The organism is Bartonella sp. AP20NXHL (genome assembly GCF_042196165.1).
Classification (GTDB): Bacteria; Pseudomonadota; Alphaproteobacteria; order Rhizobiales; family Rhizobiaceae; genus Bartonella.
The window spans coordinates 14,684-33,899 of the sequence record NZ_JBHIPV010000008.1; the positions used below are offsets into that span (position 1 = coordinate 14,684).

13 protein-coding genes and 1 tRNA gene are annotated in these 19,216 nt (G+C 35.7%); 7 read left to right on the top strand and 7 right to left on the bottom strand.

Translation table 11 applies throughout. The features are described 5' to 3' along the window. Positions 1–63: 63 nt before the first annotated feature. Positions 64–1,284 (top strand): MFS transporter, encoded by a 1,221-nt coding sequence (locus tag ACFILL_RS05785; protein WP_273790812.1) that lies wholly within the window; start codon positions 64–66, stop codon positions 1,282–1,284. Positions 1,285–2,173: 889 nt separating this feature from the next. Here ACFILL_RS05785 and carA read toward each other — a convergent pair. Continuing rightward, the gene (carA, locus tag ACFILL_RS05790) at positions 2,174–3,370 is read right to left on the bottom strand and encodes a glutamine-hydrolyzing carbamoyl-phosphate synthase small subunit (protein WP_375631192.1); all 1,197 of its coding nucleotides are present in this window, start codon (positions 3,368–3,370) and stop codon (positions 2,174–2,176) included. A gap of 258 nt (positions 3,371–3,628) precedes the next feature. Here carA and ACFILL_RS05795 point away from each other — a divergent pair, with 258 nt between their 5' ends. Then, positions 3,629–4,081 carry a GatB/YqeY domain-containing protein gene (locus ACFILL_RS05795; RefSeq protein WP_273790810.1) on the top strand — a complete coding sequence of 151 codons (453 nt, stop codon included), beginning with the start codon at positions 3,629–3,631 and terminating at the stop codon, positions 4,079–4,081. Positions 4,082–4,757: 676 nt separating this feature from the next. On the opposite strand, the gene ubiC is transcribed toward ACFILL_RS05795, so the two are convergent. The 4 genes from ubiC to ACFILL_RS05815 form a co-directional block, all read right to left on the bottom strand. Continuing rightward, complete coding sequence (gene ubiC / locus ACFILL_RS05800; protein WP_375621383.1) at positions 4,758–5,264, bottom strand: chorismate lyase; 507 nt, start codon at positions 5,262–5,264, stop codon at positions 4,758–4,760. A 1,096-nt stretch (positions 5,265–6,360) separates the two neighbouring features. Then, on the bottom strand, positions 6,361–6,612 hold the full coding sequence (locus tag ACFILL_RS05805) for a GlsB/YeaQ/YmgE family stress response membrane protein (protein WP_273790808.1): 252 nt from the start codon (positions 6,610–6,612) through the stop codon (positions 6,361–6,363). 857 nt (positions 6,613–7,469) lie between these two features. Then, entirely contained in the window at positions 7,470–9,161 is a 1,692-nt protein-coding gene (locus ACFILL_RS05810; RefSeq protein ID WP_375631191.1) for a Na/Pi cotransporter family protein, read from the bottom strand. 70 nt (positions 9,162–9,231) lie between these two features. Further along, positions 9,232–10,449 carry a mechanosensitive ion channel family protein gene (locus tag ACFILL_RS05815; protein WP_375631190.1) on the bottom strand — a complete coding sequence of 406 codons (1,218 nt, stop codon included), beginning with the start codon at positions 10,447–10,449 and terminating at the stop codon, positions 9,232–9,234. A 135-nt stretch (positions 10,450–10,584) separates the two neighbouring features. Here ACFILL_RS05815 and dnaG point away from each other — a divergent pair, with 135 nt between their 5' ends. From dnaG to ACFILL_RS05830, 3 genes are all read left to right on the top strand, one after another. Next, positions 10,585–12,522, top strand: coding sequence for a DNA primase (dnaG, locus tag ACFILL_RS05820; RefSeq protein ID WP_375643446.1), 1,938 nt, complete (start codon positions 10,585–10,587; stop codon positions 12,520–12,522). Positions 12,523–12,912: 390 nt separating this feature from the next. Continuing rightward, on the top strand, positions 12,913–14,928 hold the full coding sequence (rpoD, locus tag ACFILL_RS05825) for an RNA polymerase sigma factor RpoD (RefSeq protein ID WP_273790804.1): 2,016 nt from the start codon (positions 12,913–12,915) through the stop codon (positions 14,926–14,928). A gap of 613 nt (positions 14,929–15,541) precedes the next feature. After that, complete coding sequence (locus tag ACFILL_RS05830) at positions 15,542–16,003, top strand: YcgN family cysteine cluster protein (protein WP_273790803.1); 462 nt, start codon at positions 15,542–15,544, stop codon at positions 16,001–16,003. A gap of 27 nt (positions 16,004–16,030) precedes the next feature. On the opposite strand, the gene ACFILL_RS05835 is transcribed toward ACFILL_RS05830, so the two are convergent. Beyond that, positions 16,031–16,774 (bottom strand): SIMPL domain-containing protein, encoded by a 744-nt coding sequence (locus ACFILL_RS05835; protein WP_273790802.1) that lies wholly within the window; start codon positions 16,772–16,774, stop codon positions 16,031–16,033. A 170-nt stretch (positions 16,775–16,944) separates the two neighbouring features. Between ACFILL_RS05835 and ACFILL_RS05840 the strand changes: the two genes are divergently transcribed. Both ACFILL_RS05840 and ACFILL_RS05845 read left to right on the top strand, forming a co-directional pair. After that, a tRNA-Ile gene (locus ACFILL_RS05840) sits at positions 16,945–17,021 on the top strand. A 1,722-nt stretch (positions 17,022–18,743) separates the two neighbouring features. Beyond that, positions 18,744–18,926 carry a hypothetical protein gene (locus ACFILL_RS05845; protein WP_273790801.1) on the top strand — a complete coding sequence of 61 codons (183 nt, stop codon included), beginning with the start codon at positions 18,744–18,746 and terminating at the stop codon, positions 18,924–18,926. Here ACFILL_RS05845 and ACFILL_RS05850 read toward each other — a convergent pair. Next, entirely contained in the window at positions 18,850–19,164 is a 315-nt protein-coding gene (locus ACFILL_RS05850) for a helix-turn-helix domain-containing protein (protein WP_007347852.1), read from the bottom strand. The genes ACFILL_RS05845 and ACFILL_RS05850 overlap by 77 nt on opposite strands. Positions 19,165–19,216: the final 52 nt, after the last annotated feature.

Here is a 19,216-nt window from a genome sequence, read left to right on the forward strand (position 1 = left end):
AAAGGAAAAGGGAGTTAAAATATAGCGGGGAAGTAATTGTATGCGTAAAATAGTGTGTATGTTATGCAAGACCAAATGCTCAATCCGAAATTTGTTCAGCGTGGGCTCATTTTAGTGTTCATCACTTTATTGTTAGATATTCTTTGTATTGCGATCATTTGTCCTGTTTTGCCTGAATATTTTTCTCAATTAACTGGAAAAGAGGTTAGTACATCTTTTGTAGAAAGAGGAAAATTACTTGCAGCTTATTCAGTGATGCAGTTTTTGTTTGCTCCTGTTATTGGCAATCTCTCTGATCGTTATGGTCGTCGTCCTATTTTGCTTCTCTCTATTATCTGCTTTGCTCTTGATAATCTCATATGTGCTATAGCATGGAGCTATTCTATGTTATTTATCGGGCGTCTTTTGTCAGGGATAAGTGGCGCTAGTTTTGCAACTTGTACAGCTTATCTTGCGGATATATCTGATGATAAAACCCGTACACGCAATTTTGGTCTGTTAGGCATTGCATCCGCATTGGGGTTTATTTTAGGATCGTTTATTGGTGGTTTTTTAGGTCAGTTTGGTCCGCGTATTCCGTTTTATTTTGCTGTTGGTTTTTCACTCATTAATTTTATTTTTTCTTGGGTTATGCTTCCAGAAACCCTTTCTTTATGGAATAGGCGCTTTTTTGATATTAAGCGGGCAAATCCCTTAGGTGCTTTTTGGCACCTGAAACAATATCCGATGGTTCTTTGGGTGTTATTGGTCTTTTTTCTTTATTGGTTTGCGGAATCTGTATGGTTAAGCATTTGGGCGTTCATTGCAAAAGAACGCTATGATTGGAGTTCTTTTTCTATTGGACTCTCCTATAGTGTTTTTGGGATAGGCCAATTTATTGTAGTCGCTCTCTTTTTGCCTTATTTTTCTAAACGATGGAGTGATTGGCATATTGTTATAGTGGGGCTTTTGTTTGCCTCCGTTGCTATGCTGGGCTATACATTCGCGACGCAGGGGTGGATGGTTTATATGGTTTGTATGTGTACAATGCTTGAATATCTTGTTCATGCACCTATACGTGCGATTGCTTCAGCGCAGGTACCGACAAATGTACAAGGAGAACTGCAAGGAGCGATGACATCTGTTATTTCATTAAGTTTAACATTTGGTTCTGTTTTTTATGTGTTTCTTTTTGAATGTTTTACAGATAAAAATGCACTGTTTTATTTTTCAGGTGCTCCTTTTGTTGGAGGCTTTTTTCTTCTTGTCGTTGCCACAGTTATTTTTGCCTTGCGGGTACGTTAATTTGTTGAGAGAGGCCGGTACGTACTATTTTGCTAGAAGAATGCAGAAGATAAACAAAATGTATCATTTTATAGGCAGAAAGTTTTTTGTGATATTTGTTTAACAAAGTGTTATATAAAATATCGATATCTCCTTTTCATTTAGTGCAAATAATTTTTTTATTTTGTGATATTGTTTGTATAGGGGAGTCCGTATTTTTTCTATTGCTTGCAAATTAATATCCAGTGCTAATGCAGCAGCATATTGAAAACAAAAGATTAAAACGTATCTGCGTTAGATGTATCAGTATTGTATGAACAATTCCAAATTTTATATGGCAAATTGGAAGTAAATATTGCTTATATTTGTTGGCATAACTTCTGGAATCGAAAGAAAACCTCATTTTGGAAGAATATAAAGTTGTAAAATTGAAAAGATGTTTTCTGTTTTGCTATTACTTTTTTATTCGGCTTTACAGTTTTCAAAACCATCTACGGCAATATCTTTTAAAAAGTAGAGATTTGTTGCATTGTCTCACACTTTAATTTCTTTATTCTTTAGGAGGAGTTATGCTTCTCATGCAAAATAGAATGCTTAAAATTGTATTGTGAATCCAATGCTTATTTGAAGTTTAGGCACTTTTTTGAATGTTAGACACTTTACTCTTTTTAAAAATAGTTTTTATCGATACACTTACCTTGCTTGGGGGGAGAAGCCAATGATTTTGATGGATACGACCTTAAGAGAAGAGGAAGGAGAAAAATTTAAGCTATTCAGTGCGCTCTTTTTAGTTTCAGAATGATAAATAATAATACAACTTCAATAAGTTGTAGGTATAAAAATAATATAATTGTGCGTAGGAAGATGATATAATTTAAAGGAGAGAAGTTAAAAGGTGAGGCTTTTTATTTTAAGATATTTTTTTATAATTCATAATGAGATCACAAAAATGCTGAAAGAGGTAGTGGCTATCTTGTGGTCCAGGAGAAGCTTCGGGGTGATATTGAACAGAAAAAACAGGTTTTCCAATGATTCGAATACCACAGTTTGAACCATCAAAGAGAGAAATATGTGTTTCTTGAACATGTTGTGGTAAAGAGGAAGAATCTACGGCAAAACCGTGATTCATCGATACAATCTCAACTTTTCCAGTGTTAAGGTCTTTAACTGGGTGGTTGGCACCATGATGTCCTTGGTGCATTTTCACGGTTTTTGCACCAACCGTAAGAGCGAGAAGTTGATGACCAAGACATATTCCAAAAATTGGCAAATTATGATCAATTAATGTTTTAATCGTTGGAATGGCATATTGAGCTGTAGCTGCGGGGTCTCCTGGTCCATTAGAAAGAAAAACGCCATCAGGGTTCATTGCCAGAATTTCTTTTGCAGTTGTGTGGGCAGGCACAACAGTAATGCGGGCTTTTTGTGTTGCCATAAGGCGAAGAATATTACGTTTAATACCGTAGTCAATTGCAATGATATGAAGATTGTGCACATTGTTTGTACCGTATCCTTTATTCCAACTCCATGGTTTTTCATTCCATTGCATTGATGATTGAGATGTCACGTCTTTCGTAAGGTCAAGATTGACGAGACCGTGCCATTTTTGCGCACGTTTCTTTAAAGAAGGAATATCAAAGTTTCCATTAGCATCATGTGCAATGACAGCATTTTGTGCACCTTTTTCACGAATAAGAATTGTGAGTGCACGTGTATCAATACCACAAAGTGCAATAATTTTACGCGTTTTAAGCCATTGATGAAGATTTTCATTGGATCGATAATTTGAGGGATGTGTAATATCTGCTTTGAAAATAGCGCCAACAGCACCATGACAATTGAGAGGAGAGAGATCTTCAATATCTTCGCTATTTGCCCCTACATTTCCTATATGAGGAAAAGTAAAATTAACGATTTGTTGTGTGTATGATGGGTCGGTGAGGATTTCTTCATAGCCTGTGATGGCGGTGTTAAAACACACTTCAGCTTCAGCGATACCTGTAGCACCTGCTCCTTTGCCTTCAATAACGGTTCCATCTGCTAAGACTAAGAGGGCTGTCGGTTTTTTGATACTCCAAGGGTGGCTGGGTGAAGTTGCTTGTATCATAGTATGTATCCACAATTTATTCTCTGAAAGGTATAATGACCAACTTTACACAAAAATCATACCTTTAACAGATGCTGTGTATATTATTCTGGTAACGTTTCGCTTGAAATAGGCAGTATAAGTACATTCCATGAAGAGGTAAAGTCTTGTTTTAGCTTTTCGAAGATCGAGTCCTTAATTATTTTTTTATCTTCCATTGCAAGATGGATAAAGATTGGTTAAAAGGCATATTCTTCTTGAACAAAATTGGATAAATTTATGTTGCGTAACCAGATTGATGGGGCTCTTAGGGCTGCTTTGAAAGTGCAAGATAGTGCGCGTCTTGCTACACTTCGTTTAATGAATGCTGCAGTTAGGGATCGTGATATTCTTTATTATGATGAGGGGAAGCTAGAAGTGGATGATCAGCAGATACAGTCTGTTTTCACTAAAATGCTTCAACAGCGTGAAGAATTGATGCGAGCCTATAAAGAGTCTGGTTGCTTGGAATTGGCAGAGAGAGGACAAGCAGAAATAGAAGTTATTCGTGAATTTCTTCCCTATCAACTTAAGGAGATGGAAGTAGAACAGGTTCTTTGTGAAGCTTTGGCACAAACAAAGGCTGAAAAATTACGCGATATAGGTAAGGTGATGGCATGGCTTAAGGAACGGTATGCGGGGCAAATGAATTTTTCTAAAGTGTGCAATAGTCTTCGTAAAAAATTGCAATAGATCTTGTTAATTCAATGGGATGGGAAAATATTTTTTATTGTGCGTCACCTTTATAAATCAGTAGGATTTTGATAAATATCATTTATTTTTTATATACATACTATTATCAAAAAAATATTTTTTTTGAAATCAACGAAGTTTTTTTGGAGCTCATAGAGCAATAAACATTCTTTTATGTATTATATTTTTCTGTTCTTCAAAGCTGTTAGATCATTAAAAAACAAAAAGGTTATAGAGTTTTTACTTTTAAAAAAAATCTATTATTTGCACTGTTAAAAATTTTAAAACAGGATGATTAAGTTAATTGATACAGATTTCCAATTTTGGGGAGTGTATTATTGTCTTTTTTGCTGTTTCAAAGCATTTGTTTGATAAAGAGTTACCATATTTAGAGTAGTGATTATTCGGTAAGAAATTTAAATATAGATGGTTTTATCAATATGGTGTGTATCTTTTTAATTCAAGTGCTGGTTTTAATGATAAGAAAATCAGAATTTTAGAACGTTTTTTCTAGGGAAGAGATTTTTAAGCTGAGTTTATGAAATAAAAGGGTATTTTGAAAAGAAGTCTTTGTTTTTAATGTGTTCTTGAGATAATTTTGAAATTCTTTTCTCTGATTAAATCCCTTATAAGCTATATAAAATCTATAAGTTATGCAGAATAAAATGAGTAACCTCTATTTATGGGGATATAGTGGTGAATCTGTTAAAAATAGTTCAGTTAGCAACAATGGCTTACCCGTTAACCGCAAACGGGAACGGCGTGCCCATAGTGCACCTTGTTGACCAATATGAATGTAATCGCGGGTTAATTTGTCATTGTTAAATAAATAATGTCCTAGAGGTACAGTTCCCAAATGCATCAAGGCTTGATTGTGTAGGAGGGTTTCTTGTGGAATTACAGTGCGTCCAAGGAGCCAAGGTTTATTATCTCCCATTAATATGATTTCGCGTAGCCAATAACGCGCACTTTCGGGGAGATGCTCTGCTTCTTCTGTTAATTTATCTTGCGTAATAAAACATTCGCGTTGTGGTTGAACTTGGAGGCAGGTACAATATTTCTTTAATCGAAGCGTCATCGAGCCCGATTCCATGAGCCAATCGCGAACGTTTTCTGGTATTGGAGGATTTTGATCAGAGAACCACGTTAGAGGCGGTAAGATGGAATCTTCAAGATCAGACATCGTTTTACTCCACAGCTAAAGTCTTATTCCATATGTTATGTTGGGTTAAATAGATAGCTCTATTGTAATACAAGGAGTATAAAAGCAGCAAGATTTTAACAGGAAGATATCAAAGGGAAAGTCGATTGCAAAGGTCTTTAAAAGAAGATATGCGGGAAGTATATATTATAGGATTATTTTCATTAAAAAAGCAAAATAAGGTATTATGTTTTATCCAAGGCGCTTTCACAATGCGTTACGGAAATTTCTTTATCGCATGAGAGCAATGGGAAAAATGTTTCGTACTTTAAAATTCGTTTGTAACGCATATAAAGAAGAGCTAAAAATTCATCTATGCAAGATGATATAAAGAGGAAGTTTTAAGAGGAACAAAATTTTATTTTATACTTTAGAAAGTGAAGAGATATTCAAATCTTTTGAATTGAGATGTAAAGGGGATCGTATTCTTTATAATCAAGAAGTTTATATTAATGCATATATTTTTGAAAAATTTAAAATATATTATATTATTAAAATTGTTAAAAATTACTTCACATAACATAATGTGTATTAATTCTATAATAAAGTTACATTAATATTATTTCATATTTATTTTATATACTATTTTCTTTCATAGATTAGAAAAAATTCTTTATCATTTTGTTCTTACCGTCTCTCTTTATTTCTTAAGATGCAAAAAAGCTCTTCGAGTTTTCTTGGTAAAAAGGGTATTGTTGATAGAGTGTATAGGTATTAGCATTATACGGTAGAATTTTTAATCATCGTTAGTGATTTTTGTAACCTTATGAATTGTTATTACAGTGAGATATGCTGGATTTGCGCACGTGGTACAAAAATCAGTTCGTATTTCGTTAAAATAACGCAACATATCTCTCCTGATATGCGTAAGTTTATATAGGTATGAAATGGTGCGTTATAAAGTTCTTTACTGCATTTCGTTTTATAATACGGTGATGGTGTATGCCTAAAATCGCAGCTTAAGCATCTCACCATCATATCAAAATTGGTAACAACAAGTTACAAGGAAATATTTCAAACTCTGCTAGTTGTTTCCTAGTTTTGTATTGAATCCCAAAAGGTGTAAAAAATAAATACTCTATGATCGAATTTTTTGTCCTATCCATATAAGAATACAGGCTCCTATAAAACCTGAAATAAGATAGCCAAGCCAACCAGCAAAACTTACACCTAAAAGACTAAAAAGAAAGCTTGCTAGCGCAGCGCCAATAATCCCTAAGATAATATTTAACAATATTCCTGTTTGGCTTTTCATAATATACTGTGCAGCCCAACCTGCAATCCCGCCAATGACAATAGCTGCAATCCAGCCGATGTTTGCATTTTCCATGATACCCTCCTTTGCCTGAATTTAAATTGTAACTAGAGTAAACTTTGTAAAAATCAAGGTTTATTCCTTTTTTACCCAGTGGAAAGGATATTGCTTTTAGATATTTTACTTATTACTTTCCTTTATATTAAAATAATATTCACATTTGTATCATAATAATACTTAATAAGTATAAATATATAATACATTTTAATTTATAAACAAATTAATTAATTTAGAAATACGAATAAAATAAGAAAATATTAGTGAAAATGTTTTAATAACTCATAAAGTGTATTTATAAGCTTTTTAAAGCTCTCTCTTAAATTGAAAAAAACAACTGTGATTAAAGCAATAAGTAAAATGGATATTTAAAAGTTTGGAGCTTGCCAATTGATATCAATGATGTTTGAAATTAAAACTGCTTTGTTGACACGTTATAGCGTGGCTGTATAGGTTTAACCTCTACAGATCTTGATATAAATATTGCATTTTTGTGGGGTTTTGCATTCCTTATAGAGCATTTCTGTTTTGCTGCTACTGTGAAGCGATCCCCTTTTTACAAGGCGAGTTTAGGTTGGAACTATCATACTCTTGACCTATTCTTTATGTGTTTAACAGTCTTGGCTTTGAGATGGTTAGGCATTTTTATGTCTTTCTTCAAGAGTTCTATTCTACATGCTGCTTTGTTTGTAATGTGCAAGCAAATGACTTTGAGCAATTCATCATGAATAGATTTTAAATGAAAGAAATTTACGATGAAGAAAGCTCATTTAAATTGTCAAATAATAAGATGTTTTGATTAAATCAATATCTTGACCATATTCAAAATTGAATAATCGATGTGATGTGTGTTTTATTCAAGTTATTTGAAAAGTTTAAGTTTTTTCTGTTTGTTCTTCAGCAGGGGTGCGTAGACGAGAACTTTGAAGAAGTCCCTGTTCTTCTAAAATGGGGTAGATCATTGAGGTCAAAAGAGAGTTGATTTGTTTGAGGTCGCGCACAGTGTCGAGATGAAGACTGGATGATTCTACATTTTTGAGATCCCCTTCACGCAGACGTTTAAAATGTTTTAAACTCATCTCTTTTTCTAAGTTTCGTAGTTGATCTTTTTTTTGTACCAATAGGTGTGCAGTATGTGTATCACGTGAGACGAGAACGTTAAATGCTATATGCGCGTTGGCTAGTACAATGGCGTGGAAACGAAGGAGATCACTCCAGCCCTCGCTGCTGAACTGTAAACCTTTTTGTTGTTTCTTTTTAACCAGCATCAGCATATTATGAATAATGATATCGCCTGCTTGGTCTAATTTTATACAGGCGCCTAGAAGTTCTTGCGTTTGAAGAGCTTCTTCGTCAGATAATTTTTGTCCCGCTAATCGTGCAAGATAAAGTTTGATGGCGATATGTTTTTTGTCCAATATGGTGTTGAGTTGGTTGAGTTCACGAATAATATTGGGATCAGGATTTTCATAAAGTCCCATGATTTTTTCTAGCATGATGTCTACAAGATCACAAATATGAATGACTTCACGCATGACATTCGAGAGAGCGAGAGTTGGGCGTTCAAGAACACTGTCATCAAGAGCTGTTTGATCGGATAAATTGAGCGTTTTGTTAGCTTGCATTTTTTTTGCACTTATATTCACGATCTGAGTGGTTAATTTTAAAACCCATTTTGAAAGTGGTATTCCAGCAAGGAGAATGAAAACATTAAAAATGATATGGGCGTTGATCACTTGAGTAGGGGCGTTATTGCCAAGCCATGTGATGGGAGGGTGAAAGGAGAGAAATAAGATAAGTATAAGGATTGAACCGGCCCCACGCATGAGTAAGTTTCCTAAGGGAACGAGGCGGGTATTAGGAGAGGCGTTGCGCGTTAAAAGTGGTGCTATAAGAGAAGAGCCAAAGTTGACACCAAGAACCATGACAACACAGAGTTGCGTATGAATAAGATCGTAATTGGCAAAATTGACCAGCAAAATGATTCCTGCGATGGATGAATGTAAGAGGTAGGTTAAGCCAGCAGCCAACAAAAAAGAGGAAACAGGATCGGTTGAAAGATAACGAATGATGCTAGGCAAAATTTCGCTTTCACGTAAAGGTTCTGTCGCTGTACTTATCATCTCTAAAGATAAAATCAAAAGACCAATACCGATGACAATACGTCCTATTTGACGCCATTCACGTTTTTCTGTTGTCATGAAGATACAAGTGCCAATTAAAAGACACAAGGGCACAACAAGAGTGAGGTCATAGGTGAGAATTTTTACAACGATTGCTGACCCTAATTCTCCTCCACGTACAGCCATAAGTCCTGCTACTCCAGAGACAAAACCAGATTCAACGAAAGAACCAACGAGGAGCGTTATTGCTGTAGAGCTTTGTAAAATCATTGCTGTAAAAAGTCCAAAACTTACAGCAAACAATGGTTTTGAAATGACGTGGCACATTTTATATTTAAGTCTGTCACCATAGGCGCGTTCAATTCCTGTGCGCACCATGCGTGTGGCCCAGAGAAGTAAAGAAATAGCGCCGGCAAGATGAAGGAGTACCAATGAACCATTCATGATACTTTATTCTTTCTTTGTTGTTGTGAATGTGGTTACTTCAAAATTAATAAATTGAAGTTTATTGTTTTTATTTCACTTTTGCTTTTAATACTTGATTAAAATCATAACCGCTTGGATTTTGAAAAACCTTTAGACCAAAACAGGGCAGAATAGAATAAAGGTGATCAAAAATATCGCCTTGAATTTGTTCATAGTCTATCCAAACGGTGGTGTTCGTAAAGCAATAGATTTCTAAGGGTAAACCATTTTCTGTAGGAGGTAATTGCCTTGCCATATAGGTCATATTAGGGTTGATATTTAGATGCTGTTGTAGATAAGCAAAAACATAAGCACGAAAAGTTCCAATGTTGGTTAAACGGCGCGTATTGGCTAAAACATCATGATTTTTATCTAATTGAGCATTCCATTGATCAATTTCTGCTACTTTTTGCGTGAAATAATTTTCTAATAAATTAAATCGAGAAAGATATTTTTGTTCTTCTTCTGTGAGAAAATGGATACTTGATTGATCAATAAAAAGGGAGCGTTTGATGCGTCTGCCACCTGATTCTTGCATGCCACGCCAATTTTTAAAAGGGTCGGTCACAAGTTTACGGATAGGAACTGAGGTGATGGTGTTGTCGAAATTTTGAACTTTAACAGTATGCAAGGCAATTTCAATAACATCACCATCGGCACCGAGATTGGGGATTTCAATCCAATCTCCAACGCGAACCATATCAGTGGATGAAATTTGAATACCGGCAACGAGAGAAAGGAGCGTATCTTGAAAAATTAACATGAGAACCGCGGCCATTGCACCAAGACCGGAGAAGAGAATAAGAGGGGAGCGGTCAATCAATGTAGCAACCATTAAAATTGTTGCAACAGCAAAAAGTGCAATTTTAGCAATTTGAATATAACCTTTTATTGGTTTTAGTCGTGCTGTTGGTCGTTGTTCGTAAAGGATGTTAATGACATTGAGACAGGAAGAAATTGTCAGGACAACAAAAAAGATAATGAAGGCGTTGGCAACATTACCGATGACAGTGCTAAATGCATCGGGCAATGTTGGAATAAAATTAACACCAATTGAAAGAATAAAAGCTGAAGTGATATTTGCCATGTATTGAATAGCATTATTAATATCGATCGTTGTATTTTTGGGGAGAAAAGAAGAGAGTTTTTTTGCTCCGTGAATAAGTAATTTTCGTCCTAGAAAGTTCACTAAAAGGGCAGCTATAGTAAGAATAATAAGCCAAGAAATAGCCTCTAACCACGGATATTGAACAATAAATTCGATCACTTTTTTATTCTCCATTTCTAAAAATATATGCAGTTGAGGGTTTAAAATTTTACAACTGCTTAAGAGGAAGTATTGGAATTATGCTCTAAAGTCGTTAAATATGCAAAAAAGAATTTTCAAACTCTGTGAGAGATAATGCGTTTTCCGCCCGATTTCCTTAATGAACTGCGTACGAGACTCCCAATTTCAACAGTGATTGGGCAACGGGTGGATTTTGATCCTCGAAAAAGTAAGCCTTCACGGGGAGACTTTTGGTGTTGCTGTCCATTTCATGGTGAAAAAACGCCAAGTTTTCATTGTGATGATCATAAAGGGCGCTATTATTGTTTTGGTTGTGGTGTAAGTGGAGATATTTTTACCTTTTTGTGTGAGCTTGATGGATTGCACTTTTCAGAAAGTGTAGAGCGTTTGGCTGATTTTGCGGGAATAAAACTCCCTATTTTGGATTCACAAAGTCATAAACGTCAACTGGAAAAAGCTGACCTTTATGATGTGATGAAAATTGCTACAGATTTTTTCCAATATAATTTACGCGATAAAGAAGGTACGCAAGCACGTCGTTATCTGGATGCACGTGGTGTTACACCAGAGCTTGTAGAGCGTTTCCGCATTGGTTTTGCACCGGTAAGGCGTACAGCTTTGAAAGAAGCTTTGAGTGCACTGGGCATTTCAATAAAGCAAATGGAAGAATGTGGGCTTCTCTCAGTGCATGAGGAGAGCGCGGATTCTTATGACCGATTTAGAAATCGCATTATGTTTCCTATCGAAGATTTGCGCGGACGTGTGGTGGCTTTCGGAGGGCGTGCATTAGAGAAAGAGACACGAGCAAAATATCTCAATAGCCCTGAAACAGTGCTGTTTCATAAAGGAAATATACTTTATAACGCGGCAGCAGCTCGCAAAAATAGTCGCTTTGTTGGCGATGAAAAAATTCATTCACTTCTTGTTGTTGAGGGGTATATGGATGTCATTGCATTGACTAAAGCTGGTTTTGAAGGAGTCGTAGCGCCCTTAGGGACAGCATTAACGGAAGCGCAAATTGAGCTTTTATGGCAGATGGGGAAGGAGCCCATTTTGTGTTTTGATGGTGATGATGCTGGTTTAAAAGCTGCTTTTCGTGTTGCTGATCGTGTGTTGCCTCTTTTAAAGGCTGGGGTTTGTGTACGCTTTGTTTTGTTGCCACAAGGGAAAGATCCTGATGAAATTGTTTGTGCTGGTGGAGCACAGCTTTTTTCTTCTTTTTTGCAAAAGGCAATTCCTTTGAGTGAGCTTTTATGGTGGCGAGCTACCTATGGAAAGCATTTTGAAATTCCAGAGACACGAGCAGCGCTAGAAAAACAACTGAAACAACAAATTTTTACGATTAAGGATGAAGATGTCCGCCGTTATTATTTGCAAGATGTAAAAAAACGCCTTTTTGATTTTTTTCGTCCCTCTTTTTCGAAAAAAAAGGGGGGAGGGCGATATGATCAATCTTCACCAAATAGGACCTTTAAAGATCAAACCTTTTCTCTGTTAGCAAATTCTGAAATAGTACGAAATTCTTCGCAATCTATTCCTTTGCGTGAAGCAGTGATTTTACTCACTTTAGCTTACTATCCTGAGTTGTGGTATGAAAATTTTGAAATTCTTTCTGAGTTAGAATTAAAAAATACTCAATTGATAACTCTTCATCAAGCTATGTTGGAAATTCTTGGGGACCAACAGCTTCATGATAAAGAGACGATGGTTGCATTCTTAGAGAAAAGAGAACAAAAAGCTCTGTTAGAGCGTATGAAACATCTTGTGCAAAATATTGGTATGCGTATTATCCTTGGTGGAGCCCCTATAGAAGATGCACGTGCTATATTAAAACAAGCTGTCTACTTGCATCTTCAAGAACACCACCTACATAAGAGATTACAGGATATTGAAGAGCAACTTGTAGAAAATCCTAAGAGTGAGGTTTTTGATCTGCTTCGTGAGGTAAAAAATGAGCTGGAGCAGATGCAGGCAACAGAAGCGTTAATTGAAGGGTTTGGAAGTTGGTTGGATGAAAAAATAGACGGGAATACACAAGATACGATAAAATGATTCGCTTTTTTAATGCGAATCAGTCACTTAAATTTTAGATGAGGAACTTTATGTGGAGTGACATTTTTATAAAGATGACAATTAAATTTTAGAAAAAGCGGGTAAATTTTAGGAAAAGCGGGAAATTGGTTCTTACGATAGGGTACAGAGATTATCTCAGAAGGGCTGAGAGGTGTCGGGGAAACTTCTGGAGTTTTCCCGCGTTTTTGTCTGGATGTCGAGTTTGTCTGGATGTCAGGGCATATACAAAATGTATTCTTTCCAATAGTAATCTCTTAAAAGGAAGTATATATGAGTAACTATTGGTAGATTTTAGTGAGAACAAACAAACTGGTCACATGGAAACTATGGTTACATGGAAACTGTGAAGTGATCGAGTGGAGTTATGGTATGGCAACAAAGGTTAAACAGAAAGATAATGCAGAAGTAACAAGCCAAGCGAGTTTGGATAGTCCTCTTCTTGATTTTTCTGATGATGCCATCAAGAAAATGATTAAGCTTGCCAAAAAAAATGGTTACGTAACAATGGATGAACTCAATGCAGTTCTTCCTTCTGACGAGGTTACATCCGAACAAATTGAAGATATCTTGGCGATGTTCTCTGAGATGGGGGTTAATGTTGTGGATGATGAGGATGAAGTTGAGTCTGAAAATTATGAAGAAGAAGTTACGGTAGAGGGTGGTGATTTAGTAGAAGCCTCTAGCCACGCAATTGCAACGACAACGAATAAACGCGAAGTAACAGATCGTACGGATGATCCGGTGCGTATGTATTTGCGTGAGATGGGAGCTGTTGAGCTTCTTTCGCGGGAAGGCGAAATTGCCATTGCTAAGCGTATTGAAGCAGGGCGTGAGACAATGATTGCGGGACTTTGTGAGAGTCCTTTGACTTTTCAGGCTCTTATTATCTGGCGTGACGAGTTAAAAGAGCAGCGTATTCTTCTTCGTGAAATTATTGATCTTGAAACGACTTATGCTGGTCCAGAAGCAAAGCAGGCTCCTATTATTGAGCGAAGTGAAGTTGATAAGACGGTAGAAGAAAAAATGTCTTCTGGTATACGTAATATGGGGGAGAGCGCAGGAGAGAGAAATATTGAAGACGATGATGAAGAAGACGATGACGATGTTAACTTATCGCTTGCTGCAATGGAAAATGAGCTTTGTCCTCAAGTTATGGAAACATTGGATTTTATTGCTCAAACCTATGTGAAATTACGAAAATTACAAGATCAGCATGTTGAAAGCAGTTTGGCAGAGCGTAAAGAGGGGGCCCTTACTTCTTCTCAGAAGAAGAAATATATTCAATTAAAGGGTGAGTTGATTCAAGCAGTAAAATCTCTTTCTTTAAACCAAAATCGTATTGAAGCTTTGGTTGAACAGCTTTATGACATCAATAAGAGATTGATTCATAATGAAGGTAAGCTGAAACGGATTGCCAATAGCTATGGCATTGGCCATGAGGACTTTTTAAAAGAATACCAAGGGCGTGAATTGGACGCAGATTGGATGAATTATATTGCTGCCTTGCCTACACCTGGTTGGAAAGAGTTTTCGGTGCGTGAAGCAAAAGAAATCCAAAAACTGCGAAGTGAGATACAAAATCTTGCGCAAGAAACGGCTATTTCGATTGGTGAATTTCGTCGGATTGTTATGCAGGTGCAGAAAGGTGAACGCGAATCAACTATTGCGAAAAAAGAAATGGTAGAATCTAATTTGCGTCTTGTCATTTCAATTGCAAAAAAATACACTAATCGTGGTTTGCAGTTTCTTGATCTTATTCAAGAAGGCAATATCGGTTTGATGAAGGCTGTGGATAAGTTTGAATATCGGCGCGGCTACAAGTTTTCAACTTATGCAACATGGTGGATTCGTCAGGCTATTACACGTTCAATTGCTGATCAGGCACGTACAATTCGTATCCCTGTTCATATGATTGAAACAATTAATAAAATCGTTCGTACTTCGCGTCAGATTCTCCATGAAATTGGACGAGAACCAACACCAGAAGAATTATCTAGCAAGCTTTCTATGCCGTTAGAAAAAGTACGAAAAGTTCTTAAAATTGCAAAAGAACCTATTTCTCTCGAAACGCCTGTTGGTGATGAAGATGATTCCCATTTGGGTGATTTTATTGAGGATAGGAATGCGTTATTACCAATTGATGCAGCTATCCAAGCTAATCTGCGAGATACGACAACACGCGTTCTTGCTTCATTAACACCGCGGGAAGAACGTGTTTTGCGGATGCGTTTTGGAATAGGGATGAATACAGATCACACGTTGGAAGAAGTAGGACAACAATTTTCAGTTACAAGAGAGCGTATTCGTCAGATTGAAGCAAAGGCACTTCGTAAATTGAAACATCCTAGCCGTTCACGAAAATTGCGCAGTTTTCTCGATTCTTAAATAAAGGAATTCTTGTGCATTTTAATAACTTCCTCTTTCTTCTTAATGAAGGGGGGGGAGGTGCGTCATGTTGTACTTGGATACTTTCTTGAGAAAAACATGGGAAGAATTTGAATAATCTAGAAAGTTTGCGATGTTTAATGTTTTTCTTAGCTTTGGGGCTTTATACTTCTCTGTCTCAAAAGAATAGATATAGGGCAAAGGGTGTTTATGGAGTAGAGAGTAGGGGGGCTTTCAAGAAATGAACGATAAAAACATTACCTTGCGTATAGCGCAGCTCGTTTTTTAAGAAATGGGATCTATTAGGAATAAACTTATATTGCAACATACGGACTTTTTGATGAAAAATGTGTATTCTTTTGCGGGATTTTTCTATCATTTTAGGTAACGCATTTTATTCTTTGTCAGTTTATAAAGAGATTTTTCAATAGGTTATGTTCATTTATATGCGCTATTTTTGAATATTCTCTTTTTATTCAGATAGATTTTAAGAACATGGTTTAAAGTATACATTGAGTTGAATCTTTTTAAGAGACAGAAATAGATGAAATTATAGAAATTAAACGTTTTATTTTTATAGATCGTCTTAATTAAAAAAGGTGTGTCTGAGTTTATGAGTGGAGAACTCCCCTTTTGGAAAGTAAAAAAATTAGAAGAGATTTCCATTTCTGAGTGGGAGAGCCTTTGTGATGGCTGTGGCCGTTGTTGTCTCCATAAAGTTGAGGACGACGATACGGGTGACCTTTATGCAACCAGTATTGCTTGTCGTCTTTTAGATGGGGAAACTTGCAGGTGTCGAGATTATGCTCATCGTAAATCAATTGTACCAGATTGTATGTCGCTAGACATTACGACAGTTAAAACAGCGCGTTGGCTTCCAGAAAGTTGTGCTTATAGATTAATTTATGAGGGAAAAGATCTTCATTGGTGGCATCCATTAGTATCAGGAGATTGTCAGACGGTACATACAGCGCGTATTTCTGCACGCGGACAAATAGAGGTTTACGAAGACGAATTATTATCTGAGGAAGAATATCTTTATCACATTACTGGTCTTCTACGTGAAGGCCAGTAATGTAATTTTTATACAACTGTTTGTGACTTAATCGATCGCAAAGACTACAGTGACGCTCACGTTATAATTTAACTCACCACCTGCAAAATTTGTATTTGCGTAGCTTACATCTGCTGCTCTACTCATGAGACGTGGTGTTGGGTGATAGTAATCATCCTTTTCATTGATTTCAATAATTTTTCCTAATTTTAAATCGGCCGCTTGCGCTATCGTTTGCGCTTTTTCAATGGCTTCAGTAATGGCTTTTTTACGTGCTTCTTGATAAAATGGCTTTGTATCTGCGTTGGTAAAAGTAATGCCGTTAACTGAATTAACACCTAGTGACATCGCTTGATCAAAGATTTTACCAGCATTGGTAAGATCACGAATGCGTACGGTTAAAGAATTTGAAACATGATAGAGTTTTTCATTATTCTTTTTTTCGTGCTGTTTATCAGAGGTTGACTGATAAATGGATAAGCCTGATGTTTGCAAATCATTTGCTTGGATACCATTGTTTTTAAAAGCTTTTATAATATCATTGATGGATTGATTATTGGAAGCTAATGCCTTTTGGGCAGTTTTATCATAGGTAACAACGGCTAGATTAATAATTGCCATATCCGGTGCGGCTTGACTTTCTCCGATTGCTGTCACTGTAATTGTTGCATTTTTCATTTTATTTTCTTCAGCATAAGCACGTACAGTCAACGATGTGGTTAAGAGTGTAAATGCTAATATAACTGTTTTAACCAGAGAACCCTTCAGTGGTTGAATTTTCTTTTCTATCATATCTATACCTTTATATTTGTCAGTTAATTATTCTCTCATTTTTAAGAGTTTTTGTAAAGAAATTAGAGCACTGAAAAAAAAACCAATAGAAAAGAGAAAAAGATGGGTTATAATCTTTGTCAGCTCTTGTATCATAGGGCATTTTAGTTTAGAGAGAAACAACCTATGTGGGGCCTGTAGCTCAATTGGTTAGAGCCAGCGGCTCATAACCGCTTGGTTGGGGGTTCGAGTCCCTCCGGGCCCACCAATAGGGAAATATCCAATAGAAAAATGGATCGCTTATATAAAAGTTTTGAGATTCTACCTTTTTCGTTTTTTTTATTTATTTTCCTGTTCGTTCTAAAATCCTTTAGTCGTTGTTTGTTTCATTTTTTTTCTCTCAGTCACTTTAATATAAAGTGAGGGTATATTTTTTTAGTCTCATCAAAGAAGTTCTCTCATTTGCAACATTGTAGCATTTTGATTAACTGATATGTGTCGCTATTTACTTTCTTAATTCATATACTGTTTTGTACTTTTCTTGTGTGATGTGCTTCATAAAATAGACGGCTAAAAGCTTCATTGGATAAATTTATTTATACTTGTTCTGCAAATAAACAGATCTCAATAAAACAAATTTTAAAGATTGGGCCTGTTCAGAACAAATGGCTCAAAAAACATTTAGTGTAAATTTGCTTTTTTCTAAGTGATGTTAATGTCTTTTAGACGTTCGAATAGCATCATCGTGATGAAAGGTTGTATATAAGAGAATGTGATCTATAGGCGTTCATATGTATCATGGGGTCAACGATGATAACATTTGTTGATATTTTCTTTTTCCCAAGAAAGGAGTTCTATTTGATTTTTGAGAAATATTGTTCATAGTGACGGAGGCGTGTTCTTTGAAAAGAATTTCATCAATTGTTCTTTGAAAAATCAATTGAGTGATTGTTTCTATCGCTTTGCATCATCCCGATTTTATTGTAATAAGCCTTTTATTATTCTGTAAGAAATGTTTTCTATGATATTAGAAAATTCGTTAAAATGCCATTTTCTGTCTTTGTGTATTTTTTTCTTAATGTTCAAATTATAGAGTTTTCATGTGATCCGAATTATTATTGAAGAGCAGACGTCTTTTTTAATTTTACTCTCATAAGGGATTGGCAATATTGCGGTAAACCTACCACTTTTTTGTATTGCTAACCTTTTTCTCGTATTGATCGTGTAGAGAGTTTTATCTTTGTTATGAGTTTTCTCTCTTATGAAAAAGTATTGGCAGAGAGGGGGATTTTTTTGTAAAAGTACACTTCTTCTTCAAAATCATACTTTGAAAATATAATTCTTCATTTGCATAAGGGAATTTCTCTTGCATAAGGGAATTTCTCTCTTGTTGTAAATCTGTATACAATTTACGTACAAAGATTGTGCGTGGTGATTCGTTTTATTTTTTAAGAATATCATTTTTGCTCATGATAGAGACTTATATTAGTATTTACAAGGTGTGTTTAGAGGGGAGGTTACCTGTAAACGTGTTACAGAGTTTTAGGTAGTGTGGCTCTGTTTATAAGAATTTATTCCTATAACATTGTTATATTCTTGCTTTGCAATATTGTTTAAAAAACATAGATAGTGCTATGTAGCATAAAATTGTGATGTATTTTTTCAAAAAGCTTTTTCGTGTTCTCTTATATAGAGTTCAGGAGTGTCTTCAGGGATATTTTCACATTAGTTTTCATTGGTCCGAATCGCAAGATCTGCGTAACATTATTCGCGTTTTTGATAGATTATACCAATTTTCATAAGTAAGGTCTGGATCGTGTGATGCCTTTTGTTTCACCATGGTACATGACTAATAGAACTTCATCTGATTTTGTAAAATAAGTTTGTACACAATTGCTTCCATACTGCCTATTGCAAATATTTTTTTCTAAGGTATGAGATATATTTGAACGCTTTAGCGTTATATAGTTTGACTACATGGAGTATGACTATGAAGAATGATAAAAAATTTGAAACAACTTTATCTGATATTATTGTGAAATGGGAGTCTTTATCGACGTCTCAAAAGCAAGCGATATTGGATAAAGTAGAAAATTCTACAGATTCTGCTCATTCAACAGAACATTTAAGGCTTCAATCTTCTTTTTATCTCCAGACGAAATCAAAGTTATGAGTTTTAAATCTTCATCGGAGATGTTGAAACCAGTTATTACATATATGGCACTAGCATTTCCCAGTGTGTTCAAAATAGCCATGAGTTTATCTACAGAAGGCCTCTTTCCCCCATTTATCATTTGTTGGACGTAATTTTGTCCACAGCCTGCAGCTCTGCTTATTTCAATCATTGTTCGTCCGTCACTTTTTATCAATTCAACTAAGCGTTGGAACCAATCTTTTTCAGTCTTTGTCATTTTTAGACCTTTACATATTTACGCTATAGCGTTAATATTGCGTTGCGAATCC

What these genes read in the sequence shown, in the direction of transcription:
- ACFILL_RS05830 (WP_273790803.1), top strand. Translation starts at nt 15,542, where the DNA reads ATGAGTGGAGAACTCCCCTTTTGGAAAGTAAAAAAATTAGAAGAGATT.
- dnaG (WP_375643446.1), top strand. Translation starts at nt 10,585, where the DNA reads ATGCGTTTTCCGCCCGATTTCCTTAATGAACTGCGTACGAGACTCCCA.
- ACFILL_RS05810 (WP_375631191.1), bottom strand. Translation starts at nt 9,161, where the DNA reads ATGAATGGTTCATTGGTACTCCTTCATCTTGCCGGCGCTATTTCTTTA.
- rpoD (WP_273790804.1), top strand. Translation starts at nt 12,913, where the DNA reads ATGGCAACAAAGGTTAAACAGAAAGATAATGCAGAAGTAACAAGCCAA.
- ACFILL_RS05835 (WP_273790802.1), bottom strand. Translation starts at nt 16,774, where the DNA reads ATGATAGAAAAGAAAATTCAACCACTGAAGGGTTCTCTGGTTAAAACA.
- ACFILL_RS05850 (WP_007347852.1), bottom strand. Translation starts at nt 19,164, where the DNA reads ATGACAAAGACTGAAAAAGATTGGTTCCAACGCTTAGTTGAATTGATA.
- carA (WP_375631192.1), bottom strand. Translation starts at nt 3,370, where the DNA reads ATGATACAAGCAACTTCACCCAGCCACCCTTGGAGTATCAAAAAACCG.
- ACFILL_RS05785 (WP_273790812.1), top strand. Translation starts at nt 64, where the DNA reads ATGCAAGACCAAATGCTCAATCCGAAATTTGTTCAGCGTGGGCTCATT.
- ubiC (WP_375621383.1), bottom strand. Translation starts at nt 5,264, where the DNA reads ATGTCTGATCTTGAAGATTCCATCTTACCGCCTCTAACGTGGTTCTCT.
- ACFILL_RS05845 (WP_273790801.1), top strand. Translation starts at nt 18,744, where the DNA reads ATGAAGAATGATAAAAAATTTGAAACAACTTTATCTGATATTATTGTG.
- ACFILL_RS05805 (WP_273790808.1), bottom strand. Translation starts at nt 6,612, where the DNA reads ATGGAAAATGCAAACATCGGCTGGATTGCAGCTATTGTCATTGGCGGG.
- ACFILL_RS05795 (WP_273790810.1), top strand. Translation starts at nt 3,629, where the DNA reads ATGTTGCGTAACCAGATTGATGGGGCTCTTAGGGCTGCTTTGAAAGTG.